The organism is Pseudomonas sp. DSP3-2-3 (assembly GCF_049898225.1).
Lineage (GTDB): Bacteria > Pseudomonadota > Gammaproteobacteria > Pseudomonadales > Pseudomonadaceae > Aquipseudomonas.
In genome coordinates, this window is sequence record NZ_JAFCXH010000024.1 from 50,329 (window position 1) to 71,563 (window position 21,235).

Annotated in this window: 16 protein-coding genes; 5 read left to right on the forward strand and 11 right to left on the reverse strand. The window is 59.6% G+C overall.

Going from position 1 to position 21,235, the window contains the following annotated elements:
• The first annotated feature begins 125 nt into the window (after positions 1-125).
• Positions 126-1,616 carry a sodium/proline symporter PutP gene (gene putP / locus ACP7E4_RS23055; RefSeq protein WP_331151954.1) on the forward strand — a complete coding sequence of 497 codons (1,491 nt, stop codon included), beginning with the start codon at positions 126-128 and terminating at the stop codon, positions 1,614-1,616.
• Positions 1,617-1,792: 176 nt separating this feature from the next.
• On the opposite strand, the gene ACP7E4_RS23060 is transcribed toward putP, so the two are convergent.
• Positions 1,793-2,464: a polysaccharide lyase family 7 protein gene (locus ACP7E4_RS23060; protein ID WP_426117843.1), complete on the reverse strand. Its 672-nt coding sequence runs from the start codon at positions 2,462-2,464 to the stop codon at positions 1,793-1,795.
• A gap of 318 nt (positions 2,465-2,782) precedes the next feature.
• On the opposite strand from ACP7E4_RS23060, the gene ACP7E4_RS23065 reads away from it, so the two are divergent.
• Genes ACP7E4_RS23065 through ACP7E4_RS23075 form a run of 3 tightly spaced genes read left to right on the forward strand, consistent with a single transcriptional unit; the run spans position 2,783 to position 5,819 of the window.
• A complete protein-coding gene (locus ACP7E4_RS23065) occupies positions 2,783-4,912 on the forward strand; it encodes a putative bifunctional diguanylate cyclase/phosphodiesterase (protein WP_426117842.1) in 2,130 nt (709 codons plus the stop codon).
• Positions 4,913-4,965: 53 nt separating this feature from the next.
• Positions 4,966-5,466, forward strand: coding sequence for a M48 family metallopeptidase (locus tag ACP7E4_RS23070; RefSeq protein ID WP_426117841.1), 501 nt, complete (start codon positions 4,966-4,968; stop codon positions 5,464-5,466).
• 56 nt (positions 5,467-5,522) lie between these two features.
• Entirely contained in the window at positions 5,523-5,819 is a 297-nt protein-coding gene (locus ACP7E4_RS23075; protein WP_426117840.1) for a winged helix-turn-helix domain-containing protein, read from the forward strand.
• Positions 5,820-5,834: 15 nt separating this feature from the next.
• On the opposite strand, the gene ACP7E4_RS23080 is transcribed toward ACP7E4_RS23075, so the two are convergent.
• Positions 5,835-6,293, reverse strand: coding sequence for a GNAT family N-acetyltransferase (locus ACP7E4_RS23080; RefSeq protein WP_426117839.1), 459 nt, complete (start codon positions 6,291-6,293; stop codon positions 5,835-5,837).
• 278 nt (positions 6,294-6,571) lie between these two features.
• Here ACP7E4_RS23080 and ACP7E4_RS23085 point away from each other — a divergent pair, with 278 nt between their 5' ends.
• Entirely contained in the window at positions 6,572-7,309 is a 738-nt protein-coding gene (locus tag ACP7E4_RS23085) for a substrate-binding periplasmic protein (protein ID WP_426117838.1), read from the forward strand.
• Here the strand turns inward: ACP7E4_RS23085 and yccS are convergent.
• The 9 genes from yccS to betI all read right to left on the reverse strand — a co-directional run bounded on the left by yccS (position 7,290) and on the right by betI (position 21,170).
• On the reverse strand, positions 7,290-9,488 hold the full coding sequence (yccS, locus tag ACP7E4_RS23090) for a YccS family putative transporter (protein WP_426117837.1): 2,199 nt from the start codon (positions 9,486-9,488) through the stop codon (positions 7,290-7,292). The genes ACP7E4_RS23085 and yccS overlap by 20 nt on opposite strands.
• Positions 9,489-9,680: 192 nt before the next feature.
• Positions 9,681-10,859 carry an NAD(P)/FAD-dependent oxidoreductase gene (locus ACP7E4_RS23095; RefSeq protein WP_426117836.1) on the reverse strand — a complete coding sequence of 393 codons (1,179 nt, stop codon included), beginning with the start codon at positions 10,857-10,859 and terminating at the stop codon, positions 9,681-9,683.
• Positions 10,860-11,004: 145 nt separating this feature from the next.
• Positions 11,005-12,384, reverse strand: coding sequence for an ATP-dependent RNA helicase DbpA (gene dbpA, locus ACP7E4_RS23100; RefSeq protein ID WP_426117835.1), 1,380 nt, complete (start codon positions 12,382-12,384; stop codon positions 11,005-11,007).
• 196 nt (positions 12,385-12,580) lie between these two features.
• Positions 12,581-13,990: a multidrug transporter subunit MdtD gene (mdtD, locus tag ACP7E4_RS23105; RefSeq protein ID WP_426117834.1), complete on the reverse strand. Its 1,410-nt coding sequence runs from the start codon at positions 13,988-13,990 to the stop codon at positions 12,581-12,583.
• Between the two features lie 122 nt (positions 13,991-14,112).
• Positions 14,113-15,438, reverse strand: coding sequence for a TldD/PmbA family protein (locus ACP7E4_RS23110; RefSeq protein WP_426117833.1), 1,326 nt, complete (start codon positions 15,436-15,438; stop codon positions 14,113-14,115).
• The gene (locus ACP7E4_RS23115) at positions 15,438-16,880 is read right to left on the reverse strand and encodes a TldD/PmbA family protein (RefSeq protein ID WP_426117832.1); all 1,443 of its coding nucleotides are present in this window, start codon (positions 16,878-16,880) and stop codon (positions 15,438-15,440) included. The genes ACP7E4_RS23110 and ACP7E4_RS23115 overlap by 1 nt, the downstream gene beginning before the upstream one ends.
• A 300-nt stretch (positions 16,881-17,180) precedes the next feature.
• Positions 17,181-18,890 (reverse strand): choline dehydrogenase, encoded by a 1,710-nt coding sequence (gene betA, locus ACP7E4_RS23120; RefSeq protein WP_426117831.1) that lies wholly within the window; start codon positions 18,888-18,890, stop codon positions 17,181-17,183.
• Positions 18,891-19,034: 144 nt separating this feature from the next.
• Complete coding sequence (gene betB / locus ACP7E4_RS23125) at positions 19,035-20,507, reverse strand: betaine-aldehyde dehydrogenase (RefSeq protein WP_426117830.1); 1,473 nt, start codon at positions 20,505-20,507, stop codon at positions 19,035-19,037.
• Positions 20,508-20,576: 69 nt separating this feature from the next.
• Positions 20,577-21,170 (reverse strand): transcriptional regulator BetI, encoded by a 594-nt coding sequence (gene betI, locus ACP7E4_RS23130; RefSeq protein ID WP_426117829.1) that lies wholly within the window; start codon positions 21,168-21,170, stop codon positions 20,577-20,579.
• Positions 21,171-21,235 lie beyond the last annotated feature (65 nt).

Below are 21,235 nucleotides of genomic sequence, written 5' to 3' on the forward strand. Positions count from 1 at the left end.
AGAACGGGCTGCTTTTTTTCCACGAAGCGCAGTCAGCACAGCCGTCTGCAATCAATGTCCTGAAGCGGGTGCATTGATCACGAGATCAGTCGGCGTCTATAAAAACAATGCCAGGGCAGAATTCAATGAGTGTCAGCAATCCCACCCTCATCACCTTCGTGATCTACATCGCTGCAATGGTATTAATTGGCCTTATGGCTTACCGCTCCACCAATAATCTCTCGGATTACATCCTCGGTGGTCGCAGCCTGGGCAGTTTCGTTACTGCACTTTCGGCTGGCGCATCGGACATGAGCGGCTGGTTGCTCATGGGCTTGCCCGGTGCTATCTACATGTCCGGCCTGTCGGAAAGCTGGATCGCCATCGGCCTGATCGTCGGGGCCTACCTGAACTGGTTGTTCGTCGCCGGTCGTCTGCGCGTGCAGACCGAGCACAACGGCGATGCCTTGACCCTGCCGGATTACTTCACCAGCCGATTTGAAGATACCAGCGGTCTGCTGCGCATCATCGCTGCCGTCGTGATTCTGGTGTTCTTCACTATTTATTGCGCTTCCGGGATTGTCGCTGGCGCGCGGTTGTTCGAAAGCACCTTCGGCATGTCCTACGAAACTGCCTTGTGGGCAGGCGCTGCGGCGACTATTGCCTACACCTTCGTCGGTGGTTTCCTGGCCGTAAGCTGGACTGACACCGTTCAGGCGACCCTGATGATCTTCGCCTTGATCCTCACGCCAATCATCGTGTTGCTGGCCACCGGCGGCATCGACGCGACCTTCCTGGCCATCGAAGCCAAGGACCCGGGCGCGTTCGACATGTTCAAGAACACCACCTTCATCGGCATCATTTCCCTGATGGGCTGGGGCCTTGGCTACTTCGGTCAGCCGCACATCCTGGCGCGCTTCATGGCTGCCGATTCGGTGAAATCCATCGCCAGCGCCCGTCGCATCTCCATGACCTGGATGATTCTCTGCCTGGGCGGCACCGTGGCTGCCGGTTTCTTCGGTATCGCTTACTTCTCCGCGCATCCGGAAGTTGCCGGTCCGGTGACGGAAAACCACGAGCGGGTATTCATCGAGCTGGCCAAGCTGCTGTTCAACCCGTGGATTACCGGCGTGTTGCTGTCGGCGATTCTTGCTGCCGTCATGAGCACCCTGAGCTGCCAGTTGCTGGTGTGCTCCAGCGCCCTGACCGAAGACTTCTATAAAGCCTTCCTGCGTAAAAAAGCGTCTCAGACCGAACTGGTCTGGGTTGGCCGCGCCATGGTGCTGCTGATTGCAGTGATCGCGATTCTGTTGGCGGCCAATCCGGAAAACCGCGTGCTGGGTCTGGTGAGCTACGCCTGGGCTGGCTTCGGTGCTGCGTTTGGTCCGGTGGTGCTGATCTCGGTACTGTGGAAAGGCATGACCCGCAACGGCGCACTGGCCGGGATCCTGGTGGGTGCCATTACCGTGATCGTCTGGAAAAACTTCAGCATCTGGGGACTGTACGAAATCATCCCCGGCTTCCTCTTCGCCAGCATCGCCATCGTGATCTTCAGCCTGATGGGCAAAGGTCCATCGGTTGGCATGCAGACGCGTTTTGCACTGGCTGAGAAAGAGTTTCAGGATGCAACGCGTTAATCCGCTGACGTAAAGACAGTAGGGGCCAACAAGTTGGCTCCTACCGTTTCATCAGCAGCGCCACAATTCCAGCGTGGGACCGGATTCATCCGGGAAGAGGTCAGTGCGGCCAACTCATAACGTCTGGTTGGAGCTGACCTCTTCGCGAGCAAGCTCGCTCCCACAACCGCGATTCCTCAAGTCTTGTTGTGATCAATATCCAGGTTATAGAAGGTGGCCTTGCCGCCTTCATTGCTATAGCCGGAATGATCCTGCGTATACACGCCTGCTTTGAAATACAACGGTTTGTCGCGCCAGGTGGCGCTGATCGGGGTGCTCCAGTTCATGTTTCTGGCGCTGATGCTCAGCTCGCCGCCGGGGCTGAGGTGGATGATGTATTTGAATTTCTCGTTCAGCGGTACGCCTTCGGCGATCTGGACGACGCGGCTTTTCTTGTCGTCGAAACGGTTGCGCACCTTGGCGACGATATTCCCCGATCCGGTGCTGTCCTTGTACTGATACTCGACCTTCAACATGGGCTCGGTGCTGTTATAGGCGTGGATCTGGCCGATGACGATTTTGCCCGAGGACGGAACCTGATTGACTTCCAGGGTGGCGTTCAAATAGTTGTCGGCGTCGGGATACAGCCAGTTGTGCAGTGAGCCGTCCGCCCAGGTTTCACGCAATTCGCTGCGCGGGTAAATGGCATTGGCGGTGCGTGCGCCAGTGACCGGCGCCCAGAAGAAAATCGAGCCGGAACCCGAGTTGAAATACTTGCCGTCGTAGCCTTTGACCAGCTGTGCGGTTTCGATGGTTTTCGGTGGCGAGCCTACCGGGATGCTCAGGTTCCAAGAAGAAAGATCAATCATTTTTTCAGTCGTCCACTATGTCTCATTGCCAGCACCAAGCGTCTAGCTCGCGGCTTTGGGGTTATTGGTTATACGGTCTGAAAAACTGTTTGTTAATGGAATTTTGTCGAACGGCTGACGTCAAAGTGCCGCCATTAGCGCCGCGCGGCTGACAGGGTAAGGGTTACAGCGACCTACCGTTAGTCGGGTGGCGTTCAGTTTATAGGTGGCATTTGGCTAGCTCGCTTCTGGTTTTTCCCGGACGGGGCTAGAGTGAAAGCCATTCGGATAAGGGGTGCCCCCCGATTCCCTGGCGTCAGGCCACAAAAGAGAAGCAGCATGGAATGCGCGCAACCCAAGCCAGGCGATGGCTGTTCGGTTTTGTTAGTCGTCGATGACTATCCGGAAAATCTGGTGACGATGCGTGCCGTCCTCAATCGTCAGGATTGGTGCATTGTTACCGCAAGTTCCGGGATAGAAGCGCTGACGATCCTTCTCGAAAGAGAGGTGGATCTGGTGCTGCTCGACGTGCAGATGCCCGGCATGGACGGCTTCGAAGTGGCACGCCTGATGCGCGGAAGCCATCGAACGCGGCTGACGCCGATTATCTTTCTCACCGCCAATGAGCAATCACGGGACGCCGTCCACAAGGGCTATGCCAGTGGCGCGGTGGATTACCTGTTCAAACCCTTCGATCCCCATGTCCTCAAGCCCAAAGTGCAGGCATTGCTGGAGCAGCAGCAGAATCGCCGCGCCCTGCAAAAACTGTCGCTGGAGCTGGAGGAGGCCAGGGCTTTCAATGCGTCGGTGCTGGACAATATCGACGAAGGCATCCTGGTCATCGATGAGAAGGGCCTGATCAACTTCGCCAACCCGGCGATTTGCGGTTTGCTCGGTGCCGACGTCGAACAGCTGTGCGGGACGTCGCTGCTCGATTACCTGATTGAACCGAAGGTCGTGGACTGGCACGAGTCGGGTTTTTATCGCCACTATCGCAGCGGCGAATCCTACAGATTGCATGACGCGAATCTGCGCACGACATCCGGTTGCCAGCTGCCGGTGGCAATGTCCTGCGCGCCATTGCCGGTGGAGCGCAAAGCCATGGTATTGAGTATTCGGGATATGTCAGTGGTGCGCGACCTGTATCGCCAGCTGGAACAGCAGGCGGTCACCGATACCTTGACCGGGCTGCTCAATCGCCGTGGTTTCTATCAGACGGTCGAAGGCATGCTGTTGCGCAACGAGCAGGCCGGCAAGTTTCTGGTGCTGCTTTACCTCGATCTGGATGGCTTCAAACGCATCAATGATTCCCTTGGCCACGATGCCGGTGATCAGGTGTTGCTCTGGGTTTCCCAGCAGCTCAAGGAATGCATGCGGCCGTATGACGTACTGGCGCGCATGGGCGGCGACGAGTTTACCGTGGTCATCGACGGCCTGGACTTTCCTGAGCACGCCGCCAAAGTCGCGGAAAAACTGATTGAGCGTGTCTCGCTGCGCCGGCAGGTCGACGGCCTGGACATTACCTTGGGCGCGAGTATCGGCATTGCCACTTTTCCGGACTGCGGCGCCAATCTGGACGGACTGCTGCGTGCGGCGGATATCGCCATGTATGAAGCCAAGCGCGCCGGACGTCAGCAATACCGTTTCTTCGACCAGGAAATGAACGGCCGCGCCCGTTCACGGCTGATGCTGGAGGAAAGCGTGCGCACCGCCATCGATGGCAAAGATTTTTCCATGGTCTATCAGCCTCAGGTCTTCATTGAGGGTGGTCGCCTGCGCGGATTCGAGGCGTTGTTGCGCTGGCAGCATCCGAGCGCGGGCGATGTGCCTCCGGGGCTGTTTATTCCGTTGTTGGAAGAAACCCGTTTGATCAGCAAACTTGGTGGCTGGATTTTCGAGCAGGGCGCGGCGCAGCGTAAACGCTGGAACGAAGTCTTCGATGCCAATCTGGTGCTGAGCGTCAGCGTCAGTGCCACGCAGTTCAGCATGCCCAACCTGGCGTCTGAATTGCAGCGGGCGATGCAGCGCTTTGATCTGAAACCGGGTCAGCTGGAGGTCGAGATCTCCGAAAGCTCCCTGGTGCACAACCTGAATCACAGTCGCATGCAGATCCAGTTGCTGCATGACATTGGCGTTCGAGTGGCGCTGGATGACTTTGGGGTCGGCGAGTGTTCGCTGTCGCATTTGCGCAATCTGGACATCGACACCTTGAAGATCGACCGGCATTTCATTGCCAGCATGCTGGGCTCGGTACGCGACCTGGCCGTTGCCAGAAGCATCATCGAGCTGTGTCGCAATCTGGATGTGCTGGTGATTGCCGAAGGCGTGGAAACCATCGAGCAATACCAGTGGCTCAAAGACAATGGCTGTCAGTTGATTCAAGGGTTTCTGGTCGCGCATCCGATGATCGCCGAAGACGCCTTGCGCTTCCCGCAGCCGTTCGACTGGCAAGGGCTAAAACGCCGTTGAGTTCTGTACACTGCTGTCTTTGCATTTTGCCTTCGAGATCAGTAGCACCGCTCATGACAGCTTCCGCTCCGCTTAAATACCTTCAGGCTTACCCGCCCGCTCTTCAAGAACAGGTGCGGCAGCTGATTGCCCGGGACAAACTTGGCGATTATCTCCAGCAGCGCTATCCCCAGCGCCATGCGATTCAGAGCGACAAGGCGCTTTACGCCTACGCCCAGGCAATCAAGCAGGAGCACCTGCGCAATGCGCCGAATATAGACAAAGTGCTGTTCGACAATCGCCTGGACCTGACCCATCGCGCGCTCGGCCTGCACTCGACGATTTCCCGCATCCAGGGCGGCAAGCTCAAGGCCAAGAAGGAAATCCGCGTCGCCGCGCTGTTCAAGGACGCCGCGCCGGAGTTCCTGAAAATGATCGTTGTGCATGAACTGGCGCACTTCAAGGAATCGGATCACAACAAGGCGTTCTATCAGCTGTGCGAACACATGCAGCCGGGGTATCACCAGTTGGAGTTCGATCTGCGGATTTACCTGACGTGGCGGGATATGCAGTAGCGGTATCGTTCTTCGCGGGCAAGCCTCGCTTCAACAGGCAATTGAGGATTCGGACCATGGACGTCAGCAAGACCAAAAGCAGTTTCTACCGCCGACTCTATGTGGCGTATCTGATCGACAGCCAGCTTGCCAGCAACGTGCCCGCGTTGATCGAGGCGACCGGCATGCCGCGGCGCACCGCGCAGGACACCATTGCGGCGCTGGCCGATCTGGATATTCAGTGCGAGTTCGAGCAGCAGGACGGCGCGCGCAATCACGCCGGGCATTACCGGATTCGTGACTGGGGCGCCATTGACCGGGACTGGATCACCCAGCATCTGGCGCAGATCAAATCGGTGCTCGGCTATCCCTGACAGCAACGGCGGGCGTTATTCCAGGTCGCGACGCATGCCGATGTGCGGAATTTCATCTTCCAGATACACCTCGCCCACCGGCTCGAAGCCGTAGCGGCTGTAATAGCCTTGCAGGTGAGCCTGCGCCGACAGATAGATCGGCTGGTCGGGCCATTTCTTCTCGGCATTCTCCAGCGCTTGCTCCATCAGCTCGTGACCAATGCCCCGGCTACGAATCAAAGGCGCGGTCACGACGCGGCCGATGGTCACGTCACCGCCTTGCTGAATCGGATCGAGCAGGCGCAGATACGCCACCAGCTTGTCCTCGCGCCAGGCCATCAAGTGGCAGGTATCGCCCATCAGGTCCAGCCCGTCCACGTCCAGATACACGCACTGCTGCTCGACCACGAACACCTCGGCGCGCAATTGCAGGATCGCATACAGCTGTTCTTTGCTGAGGTCGGTGTGATGTTTGCAGATCCATTTGATAGACATGTGGCTGACTCGAAGAAGAAACCTGACGCGAATACTAAACGCATCCGCGGGGTTGCCCAATAAAGTTACCCAAAAAACCTGTGCCCCCTGCCTGAACCTCAGGTTTTTGCAAGATACCAGCGCCGAATATTCATTGAACAACCGCACAAATGCAGCATTCATATCAGTTGTGAAAAGGCCTCAATCAGTCTTCAATACAGGCAACTCGCCAGTAGCTGTGCGACGCTACCCAGACGCACGTTTCGCGCGATTGCCTCGCCTATCTCAGGGAAATGAGCATGCCGTGTTTGCTTCGAGCCGTGAGTTTGCTGGGATGGTTGCTGGTGGCGCAGGCCGGAGCGGGGGAAAGGCTTCGCCTGGTGGCCGACGTCTGGCCACCGTTCACGGACAGCACCTTGCTCAATGGCGGGCTGGCGACTGATCTGGTCAGTACCGCCCTCAAGCGCGCCGGGTATGACACCGATTACCAGCAGGTGCCGTGGGCCAGAGCGTTGAATGGGGTGAACGAAGGGCGCTACGACGTGCTGGTCAACGCCTGGTTCAACCAGGAGCGCACCAAACTGGGCCTGTTCTCCGCCGAGTACTTGCTCAACCGAGTGCGTTTCGTGAAACGCAGCCGGTCCAGCGTCGAGTATCGGGAGCTGTATCAGCTCTATGGACGGCCTATTGCCGTGGTGCGCGGTTATACCTATTCGCCGGAATTCGACAGCGACGAGATGCTGGAGAAAGTCCCGGTCAACGACTTTTCCATGGCCGTGCGCATGGTGGTCGCCGGACGTGTCGATCTGGCCGTGGAGGATGAGTTCGTCGCCCGCTTCTACTTGTCCCAGGAATCCAAGGCCGTTCGTGACTCTGTTGAATTCCTGCCCAAATCATTGAGCGAGAACAGCCTGCACATTTTGGTCAGCCTGAAAAATCCGCATCGGGAAGAGATTGTCGCCAATTTCAATCGCGAGATCGCGGCGATGAAAGCTGACGGCAGTTACGATGCGTTATTCAGGCAGCATGGCTTGTAGCTTCTTCCGGGGCTTTGATCAGGTGCGCCGCCAGGGTCCGCAATGGCCCCAGTTGGCGACAGATCAACGCCAGTTGGGTCTGCACCAGACGCTGGCTCTCATCCAGTTCGTCGGGCATCTTCTCCAGTTCAAGCGCCAGATTCTCTTCCGCGTCGCTTTGAATCGCGACCGCTTTCTTCTCGGCCAGGCTTTGCGCGATTTCATCGATGCTGGCGGCCAGCGTCGCCCCCGCACCTTCGATCAGCTGCTCGCGGACTTCGCTCGGTAATTGAGTCTCCCGATGCGCGCCCAGCCCTGACAAATAGCTCAGCAAGGTGTGCGAAAGCACCAGAAAGCGAAACCCGACATCGGCTTCCTTACGGAAATGCCCCGGTTCCATGAGCATATTGGCCAGCGTGGTGGACAGTGCCGCGTCGGCATTGTGCGCGTTGCGACGAGCGAGGCGATAAGCCAGATCGTCGCTTTTGCCGTGGGCGTATTGCTGCATGATCTGGCGCAGGTAAATGCTGTTGCACGTGAGGGTATTGGCCAGCACCTTGTTCAGGCGCCGCCCTTGCCAGTCCGGCAGGAACAGGAACACCGCCAGCCCGGCGATCAGGCTACCAAGCAAGGTATCGAACAGACGTGGCAGAAACAGCCCGTAACCGTCGCCCACCTGATTGAAACAGAACAGCACCATCACGGTAATCGCGGCAGTGGACAAGGTGTAGCGCGTGGTTCGGTTGACGAAGAACACCACGCCGGCCAGCACCGCGCACATCGATTGCAGAATCGGGCTGGTGATCAGATCGAACAACGCCCAGCCGATGGTCAGGCCGATGGCGGTACCGATAATCCGCTGCCCCAGCTTGCGCCGGGTCGCGCCGTAACTTGGCTGGCAGACGAAAACCGTGGTCAGGATGATCCAGTAACCCTGGGACGGGTGAATCAGGTGCACCATGGCGTAACCGACCGTCAACGCCAGCGGCAGGCGCAAGGCGTGTCGAAACAGCAATGAAGTCGGCGTCAGTTGCAGGCGCAGGCGATTCCAGGCGTCCTTGAAGTTGCGCGGCGAGCGGTCCAGCAGCGAACTGTCGGTGGCATCGGCCACGGCATCCGGATTGCTCGCGTCTTTGATGAGGCGATCAAGGGTGCCGAGGTTGGCGGCCAGGGCTCGCAGCGAGCGCAGCAGCCCACGCCAGGCCGGATTGCTCTGGATGCGCAGGTGTTCCAGCGAGGCCTGCAAATCTTCCATGGCAAACGCAAAGCTGTCGTCGTATACGAACGGTTGGCGCAGCTGGATGGATTCGGACAACGCCTGGCAGGCCACGCCTTGTTGACGCAGCAGGCGCTGACAGCGGAACAGCACGTCGCTGTGGAAGAACGCTTCGGCCAGTGAGTTGTACGGGTAATGCGATGAGCTGGCGCGCTCGTGAATGTCCTGAGCGATGAAATACAGCTTCAGGTAGCGGCTGACCTTCGAGCCGGGTCGGCCATTGCCGACGCGATGCAGGATGATTTCCTTGGTGGCATTCAGTGCGGCGACCACACGGCCGTTTTGCTGCGCCAGTTCCAGGCGCCGGGCCTCGACATCCAGCTGGCGGATCGGCTCGAACAGGCTCGACTTCAGCTTCAGGTATTGCCCCAGCTCGCGAAACAGGCGGGCCAGCGCCTGTTGCACCGGCTGGTTGGAAAACAGCATCTGCCACAACACCGAGAGCAGCCCGTACCAAGCGGCACCGGCCACCAGCAGCATCGGTTCATGCCAGAAATCCAGCACTTCGCCGCCGCGCTGGTCGACGCCGATCATGGTGTACACCGACAGAATCAGCGTGCCGTAAGCGATGGCGCTGTAGCGCTCGCCCAGGGCGCCGAGCATGGTCAGGCAAAACGCCGCCAGGGCGAAGGAGCAGACAAACAGAATCGGGTAGGGAAACAGCAGTTCTACCGCCAGTGCGGCGATGCTGAAACACACCAGCGTCACGGCCAGCGCATTGAGGCGGCCTTGCCAGCTGTCATCGGTCTCGGCCAGGGCACTGGCGATAATCCCCAGGAACAAGGGGATCAACAACCCCATCTCATTCTGATACCAGCACAGAGCCATGCTGCCAGTCAGGGCGATGAAGACGCGAACGCTGTAACTGAATTTATCCAGCGCCCACAGACGACGGAACGTGTGACGAAGAGATTTCGATGCCATAGAAGAGCTGACGGCCTTGTTCGCGATTGATCGATCCTGCACACGGATATGTACAGGCCTGGGTGAGGTCTGTACATCCGGTTAACAAAATTTATTCCGGCAGTTTAACGGTGGGACCGGCTTTAGCCGGGAAGGTGACATGAATGTACTGGCCTCTTCCCGGCTGAAGCCGGTCCCACAGGGGCATTTCATTCAAACAAACTGCGCCGCCGCATACGCCGAAGCCCAGGCCCACTGGAAGTTGAAACCACCCAGATGACCGCTGACGTCGAGCACTTCGCCGACGAAGTACAAACCCGGCGACTTCAGCGACTCCATGGTCTTGGAGGAGACTTCCCGCGTGTCGATCCCGCCCAGGGTCACTTCCGCCGTGCGATAGCCTTCTGTCCCCGCCGGGACCACTTGCCAGCTGCCGAGCTTTTCGGCGATGTCGGCCAGTTCAGCGTGGGTGTATTGCTTCATGGGCCTGGACACGAACCAGTGCTCGGCAATCAGGTTGGCCATCTTCTTGGTGAAGATTTCCCCCAGCAATGTCTTCAATTCACTGTTCGGCCGCTCGGCCTGTTGCGCGTTGAGCCAACTGGCGACGTCGTGATCCGGCAGCAGGTTGATCTCCACGGCATCGCCGGGATTCCAGAACGACGAGATTTGCAGGATCGCCGGACCGCTGAGGCCGCGGTGGGTGAACAGGATGTTCTCGCGAAAGCTCGTGTCGTTGCAGCTGACCAGGCAATCCACTGACGTGCCGGACAGCTCGGTGCAGATTTCCTTGAGCTGATCGGTAATGGTGAACGGTACAAGGCCGGCGCGAGTCGGCAGCAGCGTGTGGCCGAACTGCTTGCCGACCTGATAACCGAAACCGGTGGCGCCCAGCGTCGGGATCGACAGGCCGCCGGTGGCGATCACCAGCGATTCGCAGCTCAGATTGCCGAGTGTGGATGCCAGCGTGTAGCCGGTCTCGGTCTTTTCGATCTGCTGCACGGACGTGTCCATGTGCAGGCTCACGCCCGCTTGCTGACATTCGTCCAGCAGCAGTTCGAGGATGTCGCTGGATTTGTTATCGCAGAACAGCTGGCCGAGCTTTTTCTCGTGATACGGCACGCCATGTTTGGCGACCAACTCGATGAAGTCCCACTGGGTGTAACGCGCCAGGGCTGATTTGCAGAAATGCGGGTTCTGCGACAGGAAATTGGCCGGCTCGGTGTACATGTTGGTGAAATTGCAGCGCCCGCCGCCGGACATGAGGATTTTCTTGCCGGGCTTGTTGGCGTGATCGATCAGCATCACCTTGCGCCCGCGACTGGCAGCGGTCAGCGCGCACATCAAACCTGCGGCGCCAGCGCCAATGATCACAACGTCAGTAACGGGCACAGCGGTTTCCTCGGGGATGAATACATGCACAACATGTGGGAGCGAGCTTGCTCGCGAAGAGGCCGGTACATCCGAATCATTTTCGGAGCACTGAATATGGCCTTCGCAAGCAAGCTTGCTCCCACAGGGATTTACGCTGGGGTTCTTACAAAATCCGCACGCGCAACGATTTGCCTTTGATCTTGCCGTTGTTCAAGCGCTCCAGCGCCTGTTTGGCGACGCCGCGCTCAACCGCGACGTACGCCTGGAAATCAAAGATCGCGATCTTGCCGACCTGGGTGCCGGGGATGCCGGCATCGCCGGTCAGTGCACCGAGGATGTCGCCGGGACGCAGTTTGTCCTTGCGGCCGGAACCGATGCACAAAGTGCTCATGGTCGGAATCAGCTGTGAACCGCCCGCATTTTTCAGATTGTCCAGTTGATCCCAGCGCAGCGAGGCTTTCTGGATTTCTTCGATAGCGCGGGCGCGCTGGCTTTCCGACGGGGCTACCAGACTGATCGCAATACCTTTCTCGCCAGCACGACCGGTACGGCCGACGCGGTGAATGTGCATTTCCGAATCACGGGCCAGCTCGACGTTGAGCACCATGTCCAGCGCATCGATATCCAGACCACGAGCGGCAACGTCAGTGGCGACCAGTACCGAAGTGCTGCGGTTGGCGAACATCGCCAAGACCTGATCGCGATCACGCTGTTCCAGGTCGCCATGCAGGCCTACCGCGGAAATGCCCTTGGCGGTCAGGTGATCGACCACTTCCTGGCACTGCTGCTTGGTGAAACAGAACGCCACGCAGGACTGCGGACGGAAGTGACCGAGCACTTTCACGACGGCGTCGAGGCGGTCTTCCGGGGAGATTTCGTAGAAAATCTGCTCGATCTGGCTGTCGGCGTGCAGCGCTTCGACCTTGACGGTCTGCGGATCGCGCATGAACTTGGACGACAGCTGCTTGATGCCCACCGGATAAGTCGCCGAGAACAACAGGGTCTGACGCTTTTTCGGGGTCTGCTCGATGATGTCGGCGATGGCGTCGTAGAAACCCATGTCCAGCATGCGGTCGGCTTCGTCGAGGATCAGCGTGTTCAGGCCGTCCAGCACCAGCGAACCTTTACGCAAATGCTGTTGAATGCGACCCGGCGTGCCGACGATGATGTGCGCGCCGTGCTCCAGGGAGCCGATCTGCGGGCCGAAGGACACGCCGCCGCACAAGGTCAGCACCTTGATGTTGTCTTCGGAACGGGCCAGGCGACGGATTTCTTTTGCTACCTGGTCAGCCAGCTCGCGGGTCGGGCACAGCACAAGGGCCTGGCAACCGAAGTAACGCGGATTGATCGGATTCAGCAGGCCGATGCCGAATGCAGCGGTCTTGCCGCTACCGGTTTTAGCCTGGGCGATGAGGTCCATGCCCTTGAGAATCACCGGCAGGCTCTGCGCCTGAATCGGCGTCATTTCGGCGTACCCAAGCGACTCCAGGTTAGCCAGCATGGCGGCGGACAGGGGCAAAGTATTGAAAGCGGTGTTAGTCACGGGATGGGCCTGCAAAACAAAATGTCGCGCAGTGTATCAGGTCCCGAGCCAGCCTGGCTGACTCCCGCTGGGTGGCGATGGACCAGTGGGACCGGCTTTAGCCGGGAAGGCGGCATTACTAGTGAGACCGGCTTTAGCCGGGAAGGTGAGATGAATGTACCGGCCTCTTCCCGGCTAAAGCCGGTCCCACGCAGTGCTAAGCAGCCTTGGGCTTCACCTCACGCGACGGCAATTGCAGGAAAATCCCCGCCGCGAACATCGCCATGATGCCCACCGTCAGGAAGGTCAACTGGAAGGCGCCCAGCACGCTGCTCACTTCGCCGGTCGCGACCTGATCGGTAAACCCGCCGAGCAGCGCCGCTGCGCACGCCACCCCAAAGCTCAGGGACAACTGCGCGACCACCGACAACAGGCTGTTGCCGCTGGCGGCGCTGGCGTCATCAAGGTCGATCAGCGTCACGGTGTTCATGGCGGTGAATTGCAGGGAGTTCACCGCGCCCAGCAAGCCCAGATGCACGAGCAACATCCAATACGGGGTTTCGGTGCCGACCAGGGCAAGGCTCGACAGCAGAATGCCGAGCATCAAGGTGTTGCCGGTGAGAATAATGCGATAACCCAGGCGTTCGATCAGCCAGCGCGCCACGGACTTGGCAAACATCGCCGCCGCCGCCAGCGGCAACATGCTCATCCCCGCTTGTGAAGGCGAATAACCCAGGGCGACTTGCAGCAGCAGCGGCATCAGAAACGGCAACGCGCCGCTGCCCAGGCGCGCGAACAGATTGCCGAGGATGCCCACGGCGAACGTCCGGGTGCGAAACAGCGCGGGCGAGAACAGCGGCTGATCCACATGTCCGGCACGCAGCCAATAAGCGGCCAGGCAACCAAAACCGCCAAACAGCAGCAAGACCACGCGCAGATGCGGCAGATGCAGTTCGCCGAGACCTTCCAGCGCAATCGTGATCAGCACCATCGCCGCGCCGAACAGGGTGAAACCGACACCGTCAAAGCGCGTGCGGCCACCGCCTGCAAGGTCGGGGATGAAGTACTTGACCGCGAAGCAGCCGATGATGCCCACCGGAATGTTGATCAGGAAGATCCAGTGCCAGCTCAGGTATTCCACCATCCAGCCGCCCATGGTCGGCCCCATCAACGGGCCGAGCAAACCGGGCAGGGTGATGAAGCTCATGATTCGCACCAGCTCCGAACGCGGGTAGGCACGCAGCACGATCAAGCGCCCGATGGGCAGCATCAACGCGCCGCCAAGGCCCTGCACGACTCGCGCACCAATCAGCATGGTCAGCGAGTTGGACAGCGCACACAGCAGGGAGCCGAAGCTGAACAGCAGGATCGCGCTGAAGAAAATTTGCTTGATGCCAAAACGGTCGGCGATCCAGCCCGAAGCCGGAATCAGCAAAGCGATGGTGAGCATGTAGGCGATGACCACCGACTGCATGCGCAATGGGTCTTCAGCCAGCGAGCGCGCCATGGAAGGCAGCGCCGTGTTGAGGATCGTGCCATCCAGGCTCTGCATGAAGAACGCAATGGCAACTACCCAAGGCAACCAGCGTAGGGCTTTTTCATCCAGCAGCGGGGCGGTGATCGGCATGGGGGTCCTTGTTAGGTATGACTTGTGGGAGCGAGCTTGCTCGCGAAGAGGCCCGTACATACGACCCATATCTGCCGTGTGATCGAATGCCTTCGCGAGCAAGCTCGCTCCCACAAGTCCATTTACAGTGTCAACGTCAACCGACTGATTAAAGCCCCCGGCAGCTGACTCGACGCTGTCTGGCGCTCACTATAGGTACTTGTCGAGAGAATCAGTTCCCGCTCACGGGTCAAATCTTCCAGCGCGCTGCCCAACAGGCTGTAGGCGCTGTCGTCGAAACGTATGGTGCTGACCGGCGCTTGAATCTTGCCGTCTTCGACCCAGAACGTCGCGAAACGGGTCATGCCGGTCAGGCGCGCGGCGGCTTGATCGGAGTAGTTCAGGTACCAGAGATTGCCGATGTACAGGCCAGTACCGATTTTCTCCAGGATCTGCTCAAGTTCCAGCGAACCGCCCGCCATGCTCAGGGAATTTGGCGACTCGCCCGGATCGGCGCCATTAGTGGCGAGGCCGTACTCGGCGGCGCTGGCCGAATCCACCAGTTGCTCGCGAGCCTGCCCGTTGGCGACCAGGGCCAGATCCTTGCGCGGATAACCTTCGCCGGAAAACGCCGGAGACAGCGAACCGCTGACCTGCTCGTCAATGCTCACCAGCGGGCTCAGGTGTGCATCGCCGCTGTACAGTCGCTGCAACGGGCTGGTTTTGTTCGCCAGGGATTGCGCGGAAAACCCGCCCCAGCACAGCATGCCGATGATTTCGTCCATGGCCGCCGGCGCCAGATACGCGCGGTATTGGCCGGGCGCCAGGGTTTTCAGCGGACGACCGAGAAACTCCAGTTGCTCGCGCGCCAGTTCGAAGCGACGGGCGAAAGCATCGTCGTTCCAGTCATGTCCGGCATAGTTGGCTTTCACCGCCTGACCGTTGTCGTGAAACAGGCTCCAGTCGAAGTTGAAACTGTTGGCTTCGTGCCAGCCCAGCGCGCCCCACGAACTGGCGAATCCGCGATACAGCGGACCTGCCGCATAGAAACCCACCAGATCCAGGCCCTGCGCCAGACGACTGATCTGCGCCACCACTTCCGAGCTGTCCGGCAACGGTTGCGTCTGAACGTTGCTGGTTTGCCAGGCGTCGGTATTGGGTTTCAGGTACGGGTCCTTGGGCAGCAACGTCAGGGTTTCGCGCAACTGATGCAGCGCTTCGCTCAGGCGCTGCTGGTCGATGTCGGCGTCACCCGACAGCGTCAGGCGCAAGTTGGCGTGACGCTCGTCGTCGATCAGCTTGAAGGTCACGCTGGCCTGCTGCACATGGCCGGCCTGACGCACCTTGGCATGATTGAAACGAATGAAATCCGATTCCTCGGCGTTGTAGGCGAGGGTGAATTGCTCCTGATGCGTGAGCGAGCCCTTGAGGGATTCGACCAATGCCTGGAATTGCTGTTGATGCGCCATCAGGCATCGCCTCCGAATACGTCGACCTGACTGAATACGCAGGCCGGAGATGCGTGACCAACGCGGATCACCTGATTGGGTTCGCCCTTGCCGCAGTTCGGCGTGCCCAGCACTTTGAAGGTGCTGGCATCACCCACCGCGCTGAGGTTCTTCCAGAATTGCGCGGAAATCGCTCGATAATTGGGGTTCTTGACCACGGCTTTGAGTTCGCCGTTTTCGATCAACTGGCCCCATTCGCAGCCGAACTGGAATTTGTTGCGCGCATCGTCGATGGACCACGAACGGTTAGTGGACATCAGAATGCCGTGCTCGATATTACCGATCAGCTGCGCCAGCGGTTGATCGCCGGGCTCGATGTTCAGGTTGGCCATGCGGTCGATGGGTGGGCGATTCCAGCCGCAGGCGCGGCTGTTGGCGACGCCGTCCATGCCCGCGCGATGTTGCGACAGCGCGCCGCCCAATGGACGCTCCAGCTTGCCTTCACGAATCAGGAACTGCTTGCTCGCGGCAGTGCCGTCGTCATCGTGGCTGTAGCTGGCCAGTTGCTCGGGGATTTCCGGGTCGAAGGTTACGTTGAGCAGCTTCGAACCGTATTGCAGGTTGCCGAAGTCGCTGGCCTTGACGAAGCTGGTGCCCGCGTAATTGCGCTCGTCGCCGAGAATGCGGTCCAGTTCCAGCGGATGACCGATGGATTCGTGGATTTGCAGGATCATCTGGTCCGGCATCAACAGCAAATCCCGCGGACCTTGCGGCGTGTTGGGCGCCATGATCAGTTGCAGCGCTTGATCAGCGACGTTACCCGCCGCGCCGATCAGGCCGCAGCTAGCGATGACTTCCGCGCCGCCTTGCTGGCCGAAGTTGTCCCGACCCAGGCTGCGGGTCTGGCTGTCGCTGCCGTCGTAGGCCGTCACGGTCATGCCTGGATAGACGAAACGCTGCGCCCGACGAATCTGCGCGCCGGCATTGTTGAGGTAAATCTGCTCGACATTTTCCAGGCCGAGGCTGACTTGCCAGTTCACCAAACGTTCGTCCTGCGGCACGGCCGTGGACTCGTTCATCAACAGGTGCAGACAATCGCTCAATGCCGGGAAGGCATCGTTCAGGTGCGGCGATACATAGTCGGCGCGGGCGGTGGCGACGGCCTGGTCGGTCAAGTCCAGCAGCGCGTGGGGCGCCAGACGACGGGCGTGGGCTTCGGCTTGTTCCAGCGCAGCTTGCAGGCCGCGTTGCGAGATGTCCTGAGTCGCGGCGTAGGCTTCCACGCCATTGAGGCGCACGGTCAGCATCGCGCCTTCGTCGCTGCTCAGATACGGCGGTTCGGCGACATTCTTGCGCACGCACAAGTGCTGGCTGGTCTGGCGGACATAACGCAGGGAAAAGAATTGGGCGCGGCTCTGCAGGGCGGCAAACCGCTGAGAGAGCTGAGCGGAAAGATCGAACATGCAGGACCTCTTTAAATAGCGTGTCAGGAGGTGTCGGTGGGTGATCCGACGCCTTCGCGAGCAAGCTCGCTCCCACGGAATTTGTGGGAGCGAGCTTGCTCGCGAAGGGAACACGCGGGTGTGGGGTTGATCGTTTGCGTGGCGCTAGATTAGGCCGGTGGCCATGTCGGGATCAAGCGCAGATGGGATGTGTGGAATCGAATGTGGGAGCGAGCTTGCTCGCGAAGAGGTCGTCAGCTGACTCGGATGTCGACTGACCAAACGCCTTCGCGAGCAAGCTCGCTCCCACAAAGGTCATGCTTACGCCGTACGGCTCACTTCCCGTGCCGGTTTGCCGCGTGCTGGCTTGTCGCCCGCGACGAAGTAATCGGCGGTGCTGCGTGGCAGCGGGGCGCGGCCGCGGATCTTGTCGGCGATTTTCTCGGCGATCATGATCGTGGGTGCGTTGAGGTTGCCGGTAGTAATCAGCGGCATGATCGACGCATCGACTACCCGCAAACTTTGCAGGCCATGCACGCGACCTTCGCCATCAACCACCGCCATCTCGTCGGTGCCCATCTTGCACGAGCAGGACGGATGGAACGCGGTTTCGGCATGATCTCGCACGAACTTGTCCAGATCTTCATCGGACTGCACTTCAATACCGGGGCTGATTTCGCGGCCACGGTATGGATCGAGCGCCGGTTGCTGCATGATTTCCCGGGTCAGGCGGATGCCATCACGGAATTCCTGCCAGTCCTGCTCGGAAGCCATGTAATTGAAAAGAATGCTCGGATATTCGCGAGGATTCTTCGACTTGATCTGCACGCGGCCACGGCTGGGCGAGCGCATCGAGCCGACGTGGGCCTGGAAGCCATGTTCTTTCACGCCATTGCTGCCGTTGTAGTTAATCGCGACCGGCAGGAAGTGATACTGAATGTTCGGCCATTCGAAGGCTTCACTGGAACGGATAAAGCCGCCCGCTTCGAACTGATTGCTCGCCCCAATGCCGGTGCCGAGGAACATCCATTCGGCGCCGATAGCCGGCTGGTTCCACCACAGCAGCGATGGATACAGGGAAACCGGTTGGGTGCAGGCGTATTGCAGGTACATCTCCAGGTGATCCTGCAGATTCTGGCCAACGCCTGGCAGATCGTGAACCACGGGCACATTGAGCTTGTTCAGCACTTCAGCCGGACCGACGCCGGAACGCTGCAGGATCTGCGGCGAAGCGATGGCGCCGCCACACAGCAGGACTTCCTTGCGGGCACGGGCTTCGACGCGAGCATCGTTGTCGCCAACCAGATAAGCCACGCCAATCGCGCGCTTGCCTTCGAACAGAATGCGGTCGGTCAGGGCGTGGGTGACGATGGTCAGCGTCGGGCGTTTTTTCGCTTCGTCCAGATAGCCGCGAGCGGTGCTGGCGCGACGACCTTTGGGCGTTACGGTGCGGTCCATCGGACCGAAACCTTCCTGCTGATAACCATTGAGGTCGTCAGTGCGCGGATAACCGGCCTGCACGCCCGCTTCAACCATGGCGTGGAACAGCGGATTGTTGCCCGCTTTCGGCGTGGTCACGCTGACCGGGCCATCGCCGCCGTGATAGTCATTAGCGCCGATGTCGCGGCTTTCCGCCTTGCGAAAATACGGCAGGCAATCCAGGTAGCTCCAGTCTTCCAGGCCTGGGTTTTTTGCCCAGCCGTCGTAGTCCATCGCATTGCCACGGATGTAGCACATGCCGTTGATCAGCGACGAACCACCCAGCCCTTTGCCACGGCCACATTCCATGCGGCGGCCGTTCATGTGCGGTTCAGGATCGGTCTCGTAGGCCCAGTTGTAGCGACGGCCTTGCAGCGGGAATGCCAGGGCAGCGGGCATTTGTGTGCGGAAATCCAGACGATAGTCCGGGCCGCCTGCTTCAAGCAGCAAAACGGTGACGCCTGCGTCTTCGGTGAGACGGGCTGCCAGGGTATTACCGGCCGATCCTGCGCCGATGATGATGTAGTCGTAAGTCGAATTCGTGGTGCTCATGGAGAGCTCCTTTTAAGCTGCAAGCTCCAAGCTTCAAGCTACAAGTAACAGCTGAGAAGTGGCGTTTGCGGAATGGGTTTGCGGCGGCAGACTGCTGTTGCTCTTGCTTTTACTTGAAGCTTGCCGCCTGCCGCTTGTAGCTCTTCAGAACACTGAAGCGTAATCCCCAAGCTCAACCTGCACCGACTTGATGCGCGTGTACTGCGCCAGGGAGCTGATGCCGTTTTCGCGGCCCACGCCCGATTGCTTGTAGCCGCCGACTGGCATTTCCGCCGCCGATTCGCCCCAGGCGTTGATCCAGCAGATGCCGGCTTCGAGCTGGTGAATCACGCGGTGGGCGCGGTTCAGGTCTTTGGTGACGATACCGGCGGCCAGGCCGAATTCGGTGTCGTTGGCGCGGCGGATGACTTCTTCTTCGGTGTCGTAACCGAGAATGCTCATCACCGGGCCGAAGATTTCTTCACGGACGATTTTCATGTCGTCGGTGCAGTCGGTGAACACCGTGGCTGAGACGAAAGCACCTTTGGCGAATTCACCTTCGGTCAGCCGCTCGCCGCCGCACAGCAGGCGCGCGCCTTGCTCTTTGCCGGAGGCGATGTAGCCCAGCACGCTTTCCATGTGGGCGAAGCTGACCAGCGGGCCGAAGTTGGTGTTGTCGTCTTCAGGGTTGCCGACCCGAATGCGCTTCACACGCTCGACGATCTTGGCTTCGAACGCGGCTTTCAGCGCGTTGGGGACGAAGACGCGGGTGCCGTTGGTGCACACCTGACCGGAACTGTAGAAGTTGGCCATCATCGCGATGTCAGCGGCACGGTCCAGATCGGCGTCGTCGAAGATGATCAGCGGCGACTTGCCACCCAGCTCCATGGTCACGTCCTTGAGCGACGAGCTCGACGCACTGGCCATGACTTTCTTGCCGGTGTCGGTGCCGCCGGTGAACGAGATCTTCTCGATGCGCGGGTGCTCGGTCAGCCAGGTGCCGACTTCGCGGCCGCTGCCGGTCAACACGTTGAACACGCCATCCGGCACGCCTGCAGCGGTGTAGATTTCCGCCAGTTTCAAGGTGGTCAGCGAAGTGACTTCGCTGGGCTTGAAGATCATCGCGTTGCCAGCCGCCAGCGCCGGTGCGGATTTCCACAAGGCGATCTGGATCGGGTAGTTCCACGCGCCGATGCCAGCAACCACGCCCAGCGGCTCGCGGCGGGTGTAGACGAAGGAAGAGGTGCGCAGAGGGATTTGCTCGCCTTCAATGGCGGGCACCAGGCCAGCGTAATATTCCAGCACGTCGGCGCCGGTCACGATGTCGACGTATTTGGTTTCGGAAATGGATTTGCCGGTGTCGAGGGTTTCCAGCGCGGCGAGTTCATCGTTACGTTCACGCAGGATGTCCACGGCGCGACGCAGGATGCGCGAACGTTCCATGGCGGTCATGGCGGCCCAGATTTTCTGGCCTTTCTCGGCGCTGACCACGGCACGTTCCACGTCGTCCTTGGTGGCGCGCTGGACTTGCGCCAGGACTTCGCCGTTCGCCGGGTTGATGGAATCGAATGTCGCATCGCTGCTGGCGTTCACGTAGCCGCCGTCGATGTAGAGTTTTTGCTGTTCGAAACGGGCCATAAAGTCCTCGCAAATTCTGAGTGGTTGGCGATGACTGATGTCAGGTTGGTGAGTGGCCGCTACAGGGCTTCAGCTCACCGATTTCGCCAGTTGAAAATCCATATATTCGTACGCGATCTGTTGCGCTTGTTCGGTGTCGAAGGCATCGCCCGACAGCGCGCCGCGCAACCATAAGCCGTCGATCAGGGCCGCCAGGCCACGGGCTGCGCTACGCGCTTGCTCCAGCGGCAAGACGCGGCGGAACTGACAGCACAGGTTCGAATACAGGCGGTGATCGTTGATCCGCTGCAACCTGTGCAAAGACGGTTGGTGCATGCTGGTGGCCCAAAAGGCCAACCAGGTTTTCATTGCCGGGCCGTTGACCTGGCTGGCGTCGAAGTTGCCCTCGATGATCACTTGCAGATGCGCCCGCGGGCTGTCATCGGTCAGCGCCTGTCGGCGTTCGCTGACATTGGCGATCAAGGCGTTCATCAGATGCCGCATGGTGGCTGCGATCAGGCCGTTCTTGTCCTGAAAGTAGTGGCTGATGATGCCGTTGGAGACGCCCGCCAGACGGGCGATCAACGCGATGCTGGCGTCGCCCATTCCGACCTGATCGACCGCAGTGAGCGTGGCCTGGATCAGCTGTTGACGTCGAATGGGTTGCATACCGACCTTGGGCATATCGTTGAATCTCCTGGTTCGCCAAACTGATCGCAATGCCGAAAAGGCTTGGCCAGTCTAAAGAT

Coding starts and splice junctions, on each gene's coding strand:
- ACP7E4_RS23115 (WP_426117832.1), bottom strand. CDS start 16,880: ATGTTCGATCTTTCCGCTCAGCTCTCTCAGCGGTTTGCCGCCCTGCAG.
- ACP7E4_RS23085 (WP_426117838.1), top strand. CDS start 6,572: ATGCCGTGTTTGCTTCGAGCCGTGAGTTTGCTGGGATGGTTGCTGGTG.
- betB (WP_426117830.1), bottom strand. CDS start 20,507: ATGGCCCGTTTCGAACAGCAAAAACTCTACATCGACGGCGGCTACGTG.
- ACP7E4_RS23060 (WP_426117843.1), bottom strand. CDS start 2,464: ATGATTGATCTTTCTTCTTGGAACCTGAGCATCCCGGTAGGCTCGCCA.
- ACP7E4_RS23075 (WP_426117840.1), top strand. CDS start 5,523: ATGGACGTCAGCAAGACCAAAAGCAGTTTCTACCGCCGACTCTATGTG.
- putP (WP_331151954.1), top strand. CDS start 126: ATGAGTGTCAGCAATCCCACCCTCATCACCTTCGTGATCTACATCGCT.
- ACP7E4_RS23110 (WP_426117833.1), bottom strand. CDS start 15,438: ATGGCGCATCAACAGCAATTCCAGGCATTGGTCGAATCCCTCAAGGGC.
- betA (WP_426117831.1), bottom strand. CDS start 18,890: ATGAGCACCACGAATTCGACTTACGACTACATCATCATCGGCGCAGGA.
- ACP7E4_RS23070 (WP_426117841.1), top strand. CDS start 4,966: ATGACAGCTTCCGCTCCGCTTAAATACCTTCAGGCTTACCCGCCCGCT.
- ACP7E4_RS23065 (WP_426117842.1), top strand. CDS start 2,783: ATGGAATGCGCGCAACCCAAGCCAGGCGATGGCTGTTCGGTTTTGTTA.
- betI (WP_426117829.1), bottom strand. CDS start 21,170: ATGCCCAAGGTCGGTATGCAACCCATTCGACGTCAACAGCTGATCCAG.
- ACP7E4_RS23080 (WP_426117839.1), bottom strand. CDS start 6,293: ATGTCTATCAAATGGATCTGCAAACATCACACCGACCTCAGCAAAGAA.
- yccS (WP_426117837.1), bottom strand. CDS start 9,488: ATGGCATCGAAATCTCTTCGTCACACGTTCCGTCGTCTGTGGGCGCTG.
- mdtD (WP_426117834.1), bottom strand. CDS start 13,990: ATGCCGATCACCGCCCCGCTGCTGGATGAAAAAGCCCTACGCTGGTTG.